The sequence below is a fragment of the Sulfitobacter litoralis genome (genome assembly GCF_900103185.1).
In the GTDB taxonomy this organism is placed as follows: Bacteria; Pseudomonadota; Alphaproteobacteria; order Rhodobacterales; family Rhodobacteraceae; genus Sulfitobacter; species Sulfitobacter litoralis.
Map to the genome: position 1 here is coordinate 58,752 of NZ_FNJD01000012.1, position 14,590 is coordinate 73,341.

Sequence of the window (14,590 nt, forward strand, 5' to 3'; positions counted from 1 at the left end):
GGGACCGTCCTTTGTCTGTAGGGGCGCTGGTATCACCTGCCACAGCAGATGACGGCGCGAAGGGGCGACCCTCCGCGCCCTGTTCATACGCGCTTAGAACAGACCTTCAACATCGCCGATGTCATTAAGGCGAATATTTTCAGCAGAAGGCACCCGTGGCAGGCCCGGCATGGTCATGATCTCGCCGCAGATCGCCACGACAAAGCCGGCACCCGCGGACAGACGGACTTCGCGCACGGGGATGGTAAAGCCGGTTGGCGCACCGCGGGCTTCGGGGTCGGTGGTGAAACTGTATTGCGTCTTGGCCATACAGACCGGCAGATCGCCATAGCCCTGCTCTTCCCAGTCCTTCAGCTGATTGAGGATTTTCTGGTCCATGACCGCCGCGTCGGCACGGTAGATCTTTGTGGCGATCGTGTTGATCTTTTCGGCCAGCGGCATCGCGTCGGGATACAGCGTGGTGAAATTCGATTGCCCCTTCTCGATCGTCTCGACGACCTTTTGCGCCAGATCAGCGGACCCTGCGCTGCCCAATTCCCAATGGCGTGACAGCACGGCCTCGGAGCCTTGCGAAGCGACGTAGTCCTTGACCGCTTGCACCTCCGCCTCAGTATCCGTGACGAAATGGTTGATCGCGACAACGACGGGCACGCCAAAGGATTTCAGGTTCTCGATATGGCGGCCAAGGTTAGGGCAGCCGGCCTGCACCGCGTCGACGTTTTCAGCGCCCAGATCGGCCTTGGCCACGCCGCCGTTCATCTTCATCGCGCGCACGGTGGCCACGACCACGACACAGGACGGTGCAAGCCCCGCCTTGCGGCATTTGATGTTCAGGAATTTTTCAGCCCCCAGATCGGCCCCAAATCCGGCTTCGGTCACCACGTAATCTGCCAGTTTCAGCGCGGTGGTCGTCGCAATGACAGAGTTGCAGCCGTGGGCGATATTCGCAAAGGGACCGCCGTGCACAAAGGCTGGGTTGTTTTCCAGCGTCTGCACAAGGTTCGGCTGCATCGCGTCTTTCAGCAGCACGGTCATCGCGCCGTCCGCCTTGAGATCGCTCGCATAGATGGGTTTACGCTCGCGGGTGTAGGCTACGATCATATCGCCAAGACGCTTTTGCAGATCGCTCAGGTCTTTGGCCAGACAAAGGATCGCCATGACCTCGGATGCGACAGTAATGTCGAAGCCCGTTTCGCGTGGGAACCCGTTAGAGACACCGCCCAGCGATGCCGTGATCTGACGCAGGGCGCGGTCATTCATGTCGACGACGCGCCGCCAGACGACACGACGCAGATCGATCTCAAGCGCGTTGCCCCAGTAGATGTGGTTGTCGATCATCGCGCTCAGCAGATTGTGCGCCGAAGTGATCGCGTGGAAGTCGCCCGTAAAGTGCAGGTTCATTTCTTCCATCGGAACGATTTGCGCATACCCGCCCCCCGCAGCACCGCCCTTCATGCCAAAGTTCGGCCCAAGCGATGCCTCGCGGATGCAGACAGCAGCATTCTTGCCGATGCGGTTCAGCCCGTCACCCAGACCAACAGTCGTGGTCGTCTTGCCCTCGCCCGCGGGGGTGGGGTTAATCGCTGTCACCAAGATCAGCTTGCCATCTGGCCGTTCCTGCACCGAGTTGATGAACTTCTGCGATACCTTTGCCTTGTCGTGGCCGTAGGGCAGCAGATCATCGCTGCTGATCCCCAGCTTTTGTCCGATCTCTTGGATGGGGCGTTTGCTGGCTTCGCGTGCGATTTGGATGTCGGATTTAAATGTCATATATGCTCCCTGATGCGCCGTCGGCATTCTGTGTTTGTTATTGCCTCAATATGCCTGTGGGGCCATGGTCAGAGGGCGCAATTCCGACATATCCGGCTCTTGATGCGGCGAGACGGTCGGACGGGCTGCCGCTTTGCCCGCTGAGGGCGCGATGATACGCCGCAAACGGGCTTAGCCGTGCTGCCAGGCGGGTTGATCGGGGATGAACAGGCGCAACGTATCCCCGACCCTCAGCAGCCCCTCGCGTTCGATCCAGGCGGTCACGCCCCGCCGGTTAGCAGCGGCAGTCTTGAACTTGGGGCCATGGCCTGGGCTGTCTTTTTCGATCTCGCGACCGGGCAACACGCAGGGGCGGTTTTCCGTATCGACGGTAATCGTCGCACCAGAGGTCGCTTGCAGCCGCGCATTGGGCGGCACATGGGTGAAATCGGGTATGCCCTTGATGACCATCGACGTGCCTAGGTGCACGGGGTCCAGTGCCTCCATCCCCATATCTGCGGCGATCAGGGCCATTTCTTCAGCAGACAGGATAGACAACTGGCGCACGTTCCGGATCTCGGTGCCCTTGGGATAGAGGTTCGTGACCCGCACGCAGGACGCGCGGGTCAGCCCTGCGTGCACGTCATCCTCGAAACCAGCGTAGCTGGCAAAGGCCGCGTCGACGGGTTCTGCGCGGCGACCCTTGGCGAGTTTCGGCACCACGCCAAGCCACGTAATCGTAGCGGTAAATTTCGTTTCTTTCATCGTGGGCATTGCGCACGTCCTTTGTGATGCGTTGTCGGCAATCTGCGCAAAGCTGCACAAAAAGAAAAGGCCCCGCGGGTGCGGGGCCTTTCGTTTCGTTCAAACTAACTCAGCGCGAAAGTGTCAAACGCTTGGCTCAGGCTCCATCCCGCTTGGCGGAGGCGTCTTCTTGCCTTTGGCCTTGGGGATCGCGGTCAGGCTTGGCTTGTCCATGCCGCTGGTGTCGTCGCCGTCGGGGTCTTGCGGCGGTTTGCCTTCCATGACGCGTTTGATCTCTTCGCCGGTAAGGGTTTCGTATTCCAGCAAGCCTTGTGCCAGACGTTCGAATTCTTCCTCATGGTCAGTGATCATTTTAAAGGCACGGTCGTAACCTTCGTCGATGATGCGCTTCACTTCGGATTCGATCAGTTCCTTGGTGGCCGCAGAAACGCTGAACCCACCTGCGCCGCCATTGGCCTGATAACCGGCTGCTGCTTCGGAATAGTCGATGTTCCCGACCTTGTCCGACATGCCCATACGCATCACCATGCCGCGTGCCAGTTGGCTGGCCTGCATGATATCGCCCATCGGGCCGGAGGAGACAGTCTCAGCGCCGTACTTGAAGATTTCTGCCGCTTTGCCCGCCATGGTCATGGCGATCTTTTGTTCGGCTTCGTCCTTGAACATCTGTAGCTTGTCCATTTCGGGAAGGCTCATCACCATGCCCAAAGCACCGCCACGCGGAATGATCGTGGCCTTATAGACAGGGTCACATTTCGGCAGCTTGATCCCGACGATGGCGTGACCGGCTTCGTGGTAGGCGGTCTTTTCCTTCTGGTCCTGCGTCAGGACCATAGAGCGGCGTTCCGCCCCCATCATGATCTTGTCTTTGGCGGATTCGAAATCCATCATCGCGACAAAGCGACGACCCACGCGTGCCGCGGTCAGGGCGGCCTCGTTCACAAGGTTCGCCAGATCGGCACCAGAGAAGCCGGGCGTGCCGCGTGCGATAATGCGCAGGTCCACATCAGGCCCCAGCGGGGTTTTGCGAGCGTGCACCCCAAGAATCTTTTCGCGACCCTTGATGTCAGGGTTGCCCACGGTGACCTGACGGTCAAAGCGTCCCGGACGCAGCAAGGCAGGGTCCAGCACGTCTTTGCGGTTGGTCGCGGCGATGATGATCACGCCTTCGTTCGCCTCAAAGCCGTCCATTTCAACCAGCAGCTGGTTCAATGTCTGTTCGCGCTCGTCGTTGCCACCACCGTAGCCCGCGCCACGGGACCGGCCCACGGCATCGATTTCGTCGATGAAAACGATACACGGTGCGTTTTTCTTGGCCTGTTCGAACATGTCGCGCACGCGGGAGGCACCGACACCGACGAACATCTCGACAAAGTCAGAACCAGAGATGGTGAAGAACGGCACACCCGCCTCACCCGCAATCGCGCGTGCCAGCAGTGTTTTACCGGTACCGGGAGGGCCCTCGAGCAAGGCACCTTTGGGGATCTTGCCGCCCAAACGGCTGAACTTTTGCGGGTTGCGCAGGAATTCAACGATCTCTTCCAGCTCTTCTTTGGCTTCGTCGATGCCCGCAACGTCGTCAAAGGTCACGCGACCATGCTTTTCGGTCAGCATCTTGGCCTTGGACTTGCCAAAGCCCATCGCCCCACCTTTGCCGCCGCCTTGCATGCGGTTCATGAAATAGATCCATACACCGATCAGCAGAAGGATCGGCAACAGCGACATCAGGAATGTCTGGAAACCGGACTGTTGCTGGGGTTCGGCGCGCACGGGAATGTCCTTGGACATCAGCAGGCTGGTGACTTCGGCGTCTTCGGGCCGGATCGTGACATAGTCACTGCCATCGGCACGGCGGAAACGAACTTGTTCGCCATCTAGCGTGACGTTGCGCACATCGCCTGCCTCTACAGCGGTCACAAATTCAGAATAGCTGATTTCGCGGCTTTGCATCCCGCCAGTCGAACCGCTGAACAGGTTGAACAGCGCCAAAACCAAAAGCATCAATACAACCCAAAAGGCGAGATTGCGCATATTACCCAAAGGAAAGTCTCCTACATCCGGGGGACGGCACCAAACACAGCGCCCTATGTCTGTAAGATAGACACGATCGGCACATGTTCAATGCGTCATATGTGCGGCGAAAAAAGCATCTTCACCGCGTTCGAGCACTGCTTGCCAGTTTTGCGACCCACCGACAAGGGGGGCAGCGACCAGTTCCACGCCCTGCCACACCGCCGGAGAGGACAATAGCACCCCTCGCGGCACCGCCAGATCGCGCCAATTCGCAAAGTGGTGCAACCCTTCTGCACCTAAGGGCCTAATGATGGTCTGGTCCGTAGGGGATGACATGCCCGTGCAAGGCTTCATGCGCCAGCGCCCATCCCAAAGCGTATTAGCAGGGCAACTGAGCGCACGCACAACCTGCAACTCTCTGAAAATCCAAAGTTTATCGCCCTTTAAGCGCAATTCGCAGCCCTGTACCGTCGCCGCCCCTGCTGCCAAAAGCGCTGCCATCACGTCGGCCAAGGCGCTGCTGCGGGGGGCGTAGGGTGCCCCGTTGACCCAAGCGATAGCATGCGTGACCAGACGGCGGCGGGTCTCTGTTGGAAGGTCGCGCAAACCCTGCCATTCGATTGCCACCGCGCCACACTCTATTGTGGCAAGGGCACGTGCAGCGGCGCACATCTGCACATCAAGCGCCCTGCGGGCATCCGAAAGGTTACCCGAGACATCAGCGAGTGCTGCAGAATCAACGCCCAATTCGGTTAATACGGCAAGCGCCTTGCGGATGCGGACCCGCGCGTAACTGTCGTCTTCATTGCTTGGGTCTTCAGCCCACGCGATCCCGCGCTGCCTGAGAAAATCGCGCAAATCATCCCGCCGTGCGTCCAAAAGGGGCCTGTGCCAGCGCATGCCGTGGCGGTCAAAGACGGCAGGCATCCCCGACAACCCGTCGACCCCTGCACGTCGGCCCAAACGCATCACGAATGTCTCGGCCTGATCGTCAGCCGTGTGGCCGATGCAAACGGCACCGATACCATGCCCACGCGCCCAATCAGCCAGCAGCTGGTACCGAGCTTTGCGGGCTTCGTTCTGGAGATTTCCGCTGCCGTCCCAATCTGACCACCGCAGTGTTTCATGGGAAACGCCAAGCGCGTCGCATTGATCGGCAACCATCGCGGCCTCTGCGGCGGCTTCGGGGCGCAGGCCGTGGTCGACAGTGGCCGCGAAAAGGGGAATGCCCCGCGGGGCAGCATAGTCATGCAACAGATGCAAAAGCGCAATTGAATCGCCGCCCCCCGACACCGCCACACCAAGGGCGGCGGGCGGCGCGGGATCAAAGCTGGCGGCGATCCTTTCCGCCAACCCGACAGTCATAAGATCACTGGCAGGCAAGCACGCTGCGTTCGGATTGGGCTTGGGCGACGAAGGGGCTCGTTGGGAAACGGGACGCGACTTCGCCAAGCGTAACACAGGCTTCTTGGGTTTGACCCAATGCGCCAAGGGAACTGCCAAGCTGGTACAGCGCCTCTGCCGCGACGGGGCCGTTTGGATCGGTGCTAAAGCTCGCAAGATAGGCCCGAGCAGCTTCGCGCGTGTCGCCTAACCCGTCCAAAGCATCGCCGCGCCGCAGATCGGCCTCGGGGCCTAGCGGCCCGCCTGGGTAGGTCTGATTAAAGGCCGCAAACTGGTCCGCGGCGGTGCGAAAGTCACCGTCAGCGAGCGCCGCCTTCGCCCGCTCAAAGTCTGTTTTCTCACCGACAGCAAGTTCCGCGGTGTTGGTTGTGGTAGAGTTGGAGGTCAAAGGATCAACCGGTGCCGGCACGGGCGTGGCCGGTGCCATAGTCGCAGGCATCTCGCCCCCGCCAAGGGTAGAGGTCTGACCAAGGTTCCCGACGTCACCGCCTTCTAGTTCGACGAGCCGGAATTCCAGATCACCGATCCGGTTGGTCCCATCTGTGACCACCCGGTTAATCTGGTTTTCCAGCTCTTCTGTTTTAGAGGTCAGGCGTTGCAGTTCGCTTTCCATTGCGTTGACACGCTCAAGCACCGATCCACCCGTAACCGCAACGCTTGCGCTGCCACTAGTAGAAAGTTCCCGGCGCAGTTTTTGCACCTCGACGTTCAGCACAGTCAGTTCCTGACGCACATCCGCCAAAGTCTGCGCGTCCTGCGCTTGCGCTGTCACCGGCCCAAAGGCCAGCCCAAGCGCGACAATCAAAGCAAACCGCATATTAAATTCCTAACCTAACGTAGACGACTTAGCTGGTCAGACCGCCCGCAAGTACGGTCACGGCCCGACGGTTCTTGGCATAGCAGGCCTCGTTCGAACAAATCTCGATCGGACGTTCCTTACCATAGCTTACAACGCGCAGACGGCTGGCTGCGATCCCGCGAGAGAGCAAATATTCGCGCGCAGCATTGGCCCGGCGTGCCCCAAGCGCAAGGTTGTATTCCCGCGTGCCCTGCTCGTCCGCGTGACCTTCGATCACGGCCTGATAGTCGGTGTTGGTGTTCAACCAAGCGGCCTGACCGTCCAGCGTCGCCTGTCCTTCGGGGGTCAGGGTAGATTGGTCGATCAAGAACAAGACGCGGTCACCGATGGCTTGTTGGAAATATGCGGTGGACGCAGGGTCGTTCACGCTGCCAGGAACGATGCCCCCGTTGAGGCCCGCGCCGTTCGCGGCCCCGTTGTTCATGCCGTCCGCACCAAAGCGGTCAGGGTTGGTACAGGCCGAAACGGCCAGGGCTGCGATCAATAGAGTTGCGGTAAGAATGCGGTTCATGGACTTTGCCTTTTTGACGATAGCATTTTGTGTGTCAGTTGTGACGGTGGTACCACAGCGCCTTGGCATTGGGAAACACCAAGGCACTATGGCTCATTTTTACTTCTGAAGCGGCGACCAAGATGGATCGGAGCCGCCCTCTTGGGTGCGCACAGGCTTGAGGTTCCGGCCAGAGATATCGACCGAATACAGCGACGACGCTCCGCCTGCCCCTTGGGTTTCGCGCGCAAACATAATGACCCGTCCGTTTGGTGCCCATGTCGGGCCCTCATCCAGGAAGGACGCGGTCAGCAGACGTTCCTCGGACCCGTCCAAACGCATCACACCAATGTGGAACCGGCCCTTGTTCTGCTTGGTAAAGGCCACCAGATCGCCGCGCGGCGACCAGACCGGCGTGCCATACCGCCCTTCGCCGAACGAGATCCGCGTCGCCTCCCCGCCTGACGCAGGCATGACGTAAAGCTGCTGCGACCCGGAACGATCGCTCTCGAACACAATCCGGCTGCCGTCGGGCGAATAGCTGGGTGCGGTTTCAATCGCGGGCGTATTGGTCAGACGGGTCGATTGGCCGGTGCCGATATCCATCGTAAAGATATCCGTGTTCCCGCCTTGGGTCAGCGAATAGACCACGGTATTCCCGGACGGAGAGAACCGCGGCGCAAAGCTCATGGTGCCTTCGGCGCTTTCCAGCACGCGGCGCTGCACCGATCCGATGTCCAACACATAGATCCGCGGAAAGCCGCTTTCATAGCTGGTGTACAAAATACGATCCCCCGACGGCGAGAACCGCGGTGCCAGCACGATGGACGAGCTGTCCGTCAGATAGCGCACATTGGCCCCATCATAATCCATTACAGCCAGACGTTTCGCGCGGTCATCCTTGGGGCCCGTTTCCGAGACATAGACGACGCGGCTGTCGAAATAGCCGCCCTCGCCGGTGATGCGCGAATAGACAGCGTCCGCCACCTTATGCGCCATCCTGCGCCAGCCATCGACAGTCCCCGCAAATTGCAGACCCGATCCCAGTTCGGCACCGGAAAACACATCATACAAACGGAACTTCACGTTCAGCGTATTGCCCGACACGCTGACGGCACCGGTGATCAGCGCTTGCGCGTTGATCGCCTTCCAGTCGGCGTATTGGATTGGCGCGTTAAAATCGCTCACGGTCGAAATATAGGCGCTGGCTGGCACTTCGCGGAACAGACCGGAGCCAACAAGATCCTCGGACACGACACGCGCCAGATCGACCGCCATCTGCCCTGCGTCACCGCTTTCGGGCTGAAAGCTGGGCACGGCAAAGGGCAAGGGTTCAATGACACCTTCGGTAATCTCGATCCGCAAAGGTCCGTCCTGCGCCTGCGCAACCGAGGCAACACCGCCGATAAGCGCGAGACATATGCTCAGAATTCGTACAATCATTTGATGCGCATCCTTTCAGGATTAAAGGTCATCTCAATATTCTGCCATTGACCGAATTTTTCTACAGGAAGCTGGTAGCCGCGCGCACCACAGCGGATAATCGCCCGCCGTGCAGCTTCGAATGCCTGATCGGCGGCCCCCTGCGCCCCGCCTGAACTGCTGGTCAGCTTGATCGAATTGGTCTGTGGCGTGCCATCCTGATTCATGGCGACGCTTACCACAACAGTAGTGCGCAATGCCTCCGAGGAAAGCGAACCGACGTTCCAGCACGAAGATACCGCCACGCGCAGCGATTCCTTCTCGCCCGCAGACAAGGGCGGACCGGATGGGGCCGACGGCGCGGGTGACGCGTCAGGTGTGCCCATGGCTTCTGCGAGCGCTGCCGCCACGGCGTCTTTGTCCGTTGTCGGCTCGGGCTTGGGGGCCTCGGGCTTAGGCGTTTCCGGTTTTGGGGTTGCAGGCTTGGGCGTTTCTGGCTTCGGCGTCTCGACAGGTTTCTCCGCCACCTGCGGCGCGGGTGGTGTCGGGCGACGTGCGGGTGGGCGGGCCGATTGATTCGGCGACGCTTTAGGTGCTTCCGCGGCTTCGGTCACGATCTGTGTCGTCGCCTCCTCGGGAGCGGTGGCTTCTTGCGCTTCTTCCACGACCTTCTCTGCCGGTGCGTCCGGTGTCGCCGCTTCGCGCAGAACTTCATCGGTGCGTGCCTCGGGATCCGGAGCCTCGACGGGTTCAGGGGCCACACGCTCTACGGGGCGCGGCACGGCGACGGGGGCCTCTTCAGGTGCGAGAACGGCGACATCTGCCGGCGGCTCGGGCAGTTCCGGTGCCTGCTCGCTCACCTCTTCAGAGGGCGGCGGCGCGACGGGTTCCGGCACGGGCTCTGGTTCGGGCGCAGGCTCCGGCTCGGGTTCAGGGGTGGGTTCCGGCTCGGGTGCAGGTTCGGGTTCGGGCGCAGGCTTCGCTGCTGCCTCTGCCTGCGCAGACTGCGCTGCAGCGACCATCTCGTCATATTGCGCGGCCGAAATGACCGAAACTTCCGGCATCTCCACAGGTTCGGTGCGCGAGGTAAAAATATTACCCAGCAACAGCCAGCCAATGAGCCCCAGGTGACCCGCGCCAGAGATGTAATGCCCCTTGTGCATACTTACCCGCCTGACGCGCCTGTGCCGTCCAACTTTGGTCCGCCGGTTTCAGTGACCAGACCAATGTTGCTAAAGCCACCTGCGTTCAACGCGCCCATGACTTCCATGATCGACGCATAAGGCACAGTCCCGTCAGCCCGCAGAAACACGCGGTCGCTGGCACGCTCTGCCGAAATGGCACGCAGCTTGGACACCAGATCATCGCGGCCGGTTTCGGTCTTCTGTATCTGCACAGAGCCGTCCGCGAGAACGGTCACCGTTAAAGGCTCCTCCTGCTCGGACGGCAGGGCCGTTGCCGCCGTCTTGGGCAGTTCAACCGGCACACCGACCGTCAACAAAGGCGCCGCGACCATAAAGATAATCAAGAGCACCAACATCACGTCAACAAACGGCGTGATGTTAATCTCTGCCATCGGCTGCGCCCGACCGCGACGGCGGCCACGGCCACCCCCGCCTTGTTTTTTCATCACACCACCTGCCATGGCTCAGCTATCCAGCTGACGGCTAAGAATGGTGGCAAATTCATCGGCAAAAGCTTCGTAGCCGCCCAGAATGCGGTCTGAATCCGCGCTCAACTTATTGTAGAAAATAACCGCCGGAATAGCTGCCAAAAGGCCGATCCCCGTGGCCAGCAATGCCTCGGCGATACCGGGGGCGACGACAACAAGACTGGTATTTTGTTGTGCTGCGATCTCGATAAAGGAGTTCATGATCCCGAACACGGTCCCGAACAGACCGATGAACGGCGCAGTGGACCCTGTGGTTGCCAACACGGGCAAGCCTTTTTGCAGACGCTCTGCTTCTTTGGCGATGGCCACGTCCATGCTGCGGTCGATCCGCGCGGTGGCACCGGGGATCAGCCCGCCATCCTCGCGATGCGACCGACGCCATTCCGTCATACCGGCGGCGAAAATCTTTTCGGCAGCCCCATCGGGGTTCGAACCGATTGTGTCATAAAGCCCATCCAAAGGTTCGCCCGACCAGAACGCCTGATCGAACCGTTCGGCTTCGGCTTTGGCATGGCGATACTGGATCATCTTCTGGACAATGATCGACCACGACCAGAAGGACGCAGCGATCAACATGATCATCACGAGTTTTACGGTAATTGTCGCGCGGAGAAATAGGCCCAAGAGCGAGAAATCAATCTCGCTCGCCGCCGCCAGCGTTTCTGCTTCCATCGGTCCTGCTCTTTTCGTTGCGCCCCTTAGGGGCTTCATCTGCCTCAACGGCCCTGTTTTCCAAGGCGCTATTTGGCACAAGCTTAGCCGAAGGCAACATCTATTGCTAGGATTATGGGGGCTATCCGCCGGCTAGACAGGGATTGAGCGAAGTTTCGCTGGCAACCGACAGGGTTTACCGGAGGCCGCGATACAAACGATCGTGACCACCGCCCGAAACAGGACCACATCGCCGCGTTTGACCTCTTGCTGCATGACCATGCGTGCGGGCGTGATCGACGTGGGCCACGTCACGACATTCAGCATGTCATCAAAGACGGCGGGCTGGATATAGTCGCCTTCTACCCGTCGCACAGCAAAGACCACACCTTCGGCCTTCATCGCCAGCTGGTCGATCCCCATCTCGCGCACCCAATCACTGCGCGCCCGTTCTATATAGCGCAGGTAGTTCGCGTAATAGACGATCCCCGCCATGTCGGTATCTTCATAGTAAACGCGAATGGGCAGATGGTGGGTCACTGTGCGGCTCCGATCCGGGCGAACAGGCGCAATGCGTGGGACGGGTCCTGTGCCACAGCAGGCATCACAGGGTCATATGCTGCGCGCAACAGCGCTGCGATCTCGGGCTTCAGGATCGTTGCCCCTTCGTGCAGCGCCAGCGGCGATGCCTCACGAAACGCGGCATCAGACCAAAGCACAAACGATTGCACGATCTGCCCAAGCGCCAGAGCCTGCGCCGGCATCGCGCTCAGCTGGGCATCCATGCGCAGGAAAACGAAACAGGCCTTGATCGCTCCCGCCTCGTCAAATCGGAACAGACGGTATTGATTGGCCCCCGCCGCTTCCAGCTTTTGGACCAAGGGGGTAAGGTCGGGGACCAGCCGGTCAAGATCAGGGACCTCTGTCAGCTCTGACCACTCCTTAAAGAAGAACATCATCAGATTGCTACCAAGCTCCGGATCCGTTTCGGACATGCTATGCCCCGCCAGCTGGCATGTCGCCTCTATCGCGCTTTTGACCACGATCAGCGTCGTATCATCAACGCCAAACACGACAGGCGCCAAGGGGCGGCCCCACCGGGCAAAGGCGTAGGTGTCGTCGCTTCGGGTAAACAGCGCTTCGATCTCTTGTGGTGTCATCTCAACTTCCAAATGGTCTTAAATCCTCGCCGAAGGCATTCCCGCCCTCAGCCAAACAAATCCGCCCGCGGCTTGGGCGGGGCCATCCCCAGATGCGTCCAGGCCTTCTGCGCCAGCATCCGGCCCCGCGGGGTCCGCTGGATCAGGCCTTGCTGAAGCAGAAAGGGCTCGATCACCTCTTCGAGCGCGTCGCGCGATTCAGATAGCGCTGCCGACATCGTCTCGATCCCGACCGGACCGCCCTGATAATTTTCGGCGATCAGGCGCAAATAACGGCGGTCCGCGCCGTCCAGCCCCAGCTGATCGACCCCCAAACGCGTCAGCGCCATATCGGCAAGCTCGCGTGTGACACGACCATCGCCCTCGACCACGGCGAAATCCACGACGCGGCGCAGCAGCCGGCCCGCGATGCGCGGCGTGCCACGGGCGCGTTTGGCAATCTCGCGTGCGCCGCCCTCATCGGCAGGGGCCCCCAGCTTGCGGGCGTTGCGGTCCACGATGATGAACAATTCATCCTCGGTATAGAACTGCAAACGCGTGGGAATGCCGAAACGGTCGCGCAGCGGCGTGGTCAACAGACCCATCCGCGTCGTCGCCCCGACCAGCGTAAAGGGCTGCAGCTCGATCCGCACGGTGCGCGCGGCGGGGCCCTCGCCTATCACTAGGTCTAGTTCAAAGTCTTCCAGCGCGGGGTACAGCACCTCTTCAACGGCTGGGTTCAGACGGTGGATTTCGTCGATGAACAAGACATCGCGGGCCTCGAGATTGGTCAGGATCGCCGCCAGATCGCCCGCCTTGGCCAGCACAGGTCCAGAGGTCATCCGAAAGCCGACCCCCAGCTCGCGCGCCATGATCTGCGCCAACGTCGTCTTGCCCAGACCGGGCGGGCCGTGGAACAGCGTGTGATCCATCGCCTCGCCGCGCTGCTTGGCCGACTGAATGAACACCTTGAGGTTCGCCCGCGCCTCTGCCTGACCGACGAATTCATCCAGCATCTGCGGGCGCAGGGCGCGGTCAAAATCACCGGGCAGCGGGTCCGGCCGCAAAGTTGGGTCACTGTCGATCATCAAATATCCAAGCAAAATTCATCAGGGCGGCCACGCGCCTATGCGCATCCTATCCTTTGGGGGCAAGCAGTTTCAACGCTGCGCGGATCAGCTGCGGCGTCTCGGCCTCTGGCATCTCTCCGGCGGCTTGCGCCACCGCCCCTGCTGCATCCCCCGGCCCATAGCCCAGATTGCCAAGCGCCGACAGCGCCTCTGACTGGGCGGACTGGTTGGGCGGGGCGACCGGGCGACGTTTGGGTGACGCCGGTTCGGTCACCTCGGTCGCCTCTACCTCGCCATGTGCCTCTGCCAGCGTGCCGGTCATCGCCATCACACCGGGGGCCTTGTCCTTGAGATCAAGCACCACGCGCTGCGCGATCTTGGGGCCGACGCCCTTGGCCACTTTGACCGCGTTCCAGTCGCCAAGCGCAATCGCACGGCTGACCCCGTCTGGCCCGAGCGCGCCCAGAATGGCCAAGGACGCTTTCGCCCCCACCCCCTGAACAGAGGTCAGCAGCCGGTGCCATTCTTTTTCCACCAAGGTTTGAAAGCCGAAAAGCTGCATGAGGTCTTCGCGGACCACAAGATCGGTGAACAGGGCTACGACCTCGCCCACGCCGGGCAACGCGGCCATCGTCCGGTCTGAACAATACACCAGATAGCCCACACCGCGCACATCAATCAGCAGATGGTCCGGCGCGCGGTAGTCGATGCGTCCTGTGATCTTGCCAATCATGCGCTTGCCCTTGCGACGGCCTGCGCCAGCGTGCTGGCCCCACCATGATGCGCGTGACAAATCGCAATCGCCAATGCATCCGCCGCGTCCGGTCCCGCGATTTCTGCCCCTGGAAGCTGCATGCGCACCATATGAAGCACCTGCCCCTTATCCGCGTGACCAACCCCAACGACTGTTTTCTTGACCGTGTTCGGCGCATATTCACCCACAGCCAGCCCCGCCTGTGCGGGCACCAGCATCGCGATCCCCCGCGCCTGCCCCAGCTTGAGCGTCCCCGCGCCGTCTTTATTCACAAACGTCTGTTCCACCGCGGCAGAACCGGGACGGTAGGTCACCATGACGCGGGTCAACTGCGCGTGCAGCGACAGCAGGCGCGCGGCAAGCTCAGCCCCTTCGGACTGGCAAATGCCATTTGCAACATGCGTAACCCGGCTTCCGGCGACGTCGATCACGCCCCAGCCCATATTGCGCAACCCCGGATCAATGCCGATTACCCGTATCATGTGCCCATTATCCTCACGTATTTTGTTTTGCCAAGGCAGTAGCACGAAACGCGAACATCCACCAAGGGTTTTGCACATCGCCACACAAAAGTCACAATTGGACCAGAAGCCGCGATTTTG

General features: G+C 60.6%; 15 protein-coding genes. All 15 read right to left on the reverse strand.

The features are described from left to right. Positions 1-93: 93 nt before the first annotated feature. The 15 genes from BLQ98_RS11080 to ruvC all read right to left on the reverse strand — a co-directional run bounded on the left by BLQ98_RS11080 (position 94) and on the right by ruvC (position 14,470). Positions 94-1,770: a formate--tetrahydrofolate ligase gene (locus tag BLQ98_RS11080; RefSeq protein ID WP_093733379.1), complete on the reverse strand. Its 1,677-nt coding sequence runs from the start codon at positions 1,768-1,770 to the stop codon at positions 94-96. A 171-nt stretch (positions 1,771-1,941) separates the two neighbouring features. Further along, the gene (locus BLQ98_RS11085; protein ID WP_093733380.1) at positions 1,942-2,523 is read right to left on the reverse strand and encodes an MOSC domain-containing protein; all 582 of its coding nucleotides are present in this window, start codon (positions 2,521-2,523) and stop codon (positions 1,942-1,944) included. 114 nt (positions 2,524-2,637) lie between these two features. Next, positions 2,638-4,554 carry an ATP-dependent zinc metalloprotease FtsH gene (ftsH, locus tag BLQ98_RS11090; RefSeq protein ID WP_093733381.1) on the reverse strand — a complete coding sequence of 639 codons (1,917 nt, stop codon included), beginning with the start codon at positions 4,552-4,554 and terminating at the stop codon, positions 2,638-2,640. 78 nt (positions 4,555-4,632) lie between these two features. Further along, positions 4,633-5,892, reverse strand: coding sequence for a tRNA lysidine(34) synthetase TilS (gene tilS / locus BLQ98_RS11095; protein WP_093733424.1), 1,260 nt, complete (start codon positions 5,890-5,892; stop codon positions 4,633-4,635). A gap of 4 nt (positions 5,893-5,896) precedes the next feature. Then, positions 5,897-6,748: a tol-pal system protein YbgF gene (gene ybgF, locus BLQ98_RS11100; RefSeq protein ID WP_093733382.1), complete on the reverse strand. Its 852-nt coding sequence runs from the start codon at positions 6,746-6,748 to the stop codon at positions 5,897-5,899. A 28-nt stretch (positions 6,749-6,776) separates the two neighbouring features. Next, positions 6,777-7,301 (reverse strand): peptidoglycan-associated lipoprotein Pal, encoded by a 525-nt coding sequence (pal, locus tag BLQ98_RS11105; protein WP_093733383.1) that lies wholly within the window; start codon positions 7,299-7,301, stop codon positions 6,777-6,779. Positions 7,302-7,400: 99 nt separating this feature from the next. Beyond that, positions 7,401-8,723, reverse strand: a complete 1,323-nt coding sequence (gene tolB / locus BLQ98_RS11110) for a Tol-Pal system beta propeller repeat protein TolB (RefSeq protein WP_093733384.1) — start codon at positions 8,721-8,723, stop codon at positions 7,401-7,403. Beyond that, on the reverse strand, positions 8,720-9,865 hold the full coding sequence (locus tag BLQ98_RS11115) for an energy transducer TonB (protein WP_093733385.1): 1,146 nt from the start codon (positions 9,863-9,865) through the stop codon (positions 8,720-8,722). Before BLQ98_RS11115 ends, tolB begins: the two co-directional genes overlap by 4 nt. Before the next feature lie 2 nt (positions 9,866-9,867). Then, positions 9,868-10,347 (reverse strand): protein TolR, encoded by a 480-nt coding sequence (gene tolR, locus BLQ98_RS11120; RefSeq protein WP_093733386.1) that lies wholly within the window; start codon positions 10,345-10,347, stop codon positions 9,868-9,870. A 3-nt stretch (positions 10,348-10,350) separates the two neighbouring features. Continuing rightward, positions 10,351-11,046 carry a protein TolQ gene (gene tolQ / locus BLQ98_RS11125; RefSeq protein ID WP_093733387.1) on the reverse strand — a complete coding sequence of 232 codons (696 nt, stop codon included), beginning with the start codon at positions 11,044-11,046 and terminating at the stop codon, positions 10,351-10,353. 132 nt (positions 11,047-11,178) lie between these two features. Next, positions 11,179-11,565: a tol-pal system-associated acyl-CoA thioesterase gene (gene ybgC, locus BLQ98_RS11130; protein ID WP_093733388.1), complete on the reverse strand. Its 387-nt coding sequence runs from the start codon at positions 11,563-11,565 to the stop codon at positions 11,179-11,181. Continuing rightward, positions 11,562-12,185: a hypothetical protein gene (locus tag BLQ98_RS11135; RefSeq protein WP_093733389.1), complete on the reverse strand. Its 624-nt coding sequence runs from the start codon at positions 12,183-12,185 to the stop codon at positions 11,562-11,564. Before BLQ98_RS11135 ends, ybgC begins: the two co-directional genes overlap by 4 nt. 47 nt (positions 12,186-12,232) lie before the next feature. Then, positions 12,233-13,252 (reverse strand): Holliday junction branch migration DNA helicase RuvB, encoded by a 1,020-nt coding sequence (gene ruvB / locus BLQ98_RS11140; RefSeq protein ID WP_093733425.1) that lies wholly within the window; start codon positions 13,250-13,252, stop codon positions 12,233-12,235. A 49-nt stretch (positions 13,253-13,301) separates the two neighbouring features. After that, on the reverse strand, positions 13,302-13,967 hold the full coding sequence (ruvA, locus tag BLQ98_RS11145) for a Holliday junction branch migration protein RuvA (RefSeq protein ID WP_093733390.1): 666 nt from the start codon (positions 13,965-13,967) through the stop codon (positions 13,302-13,304). Beyond that, the gene (gene ruvC / locus BLQ98_RS11150) at positions 13,964-14,470 is read right to left on the reverse strand and encodes a crossover junction endodeoxyribonuclease RuvC (protein WP_093733391.1); all 507 of its coding nucleotides are present in this window, start codon (positions 14,468-14,470) and stop codon (positions 13,964-13,966) included. Before ruvC ends, ruvA begins: the two co-directional genes overlap by 4 nt. Positions 14,471-14,590: the final 120 nt, after the last annotated feature.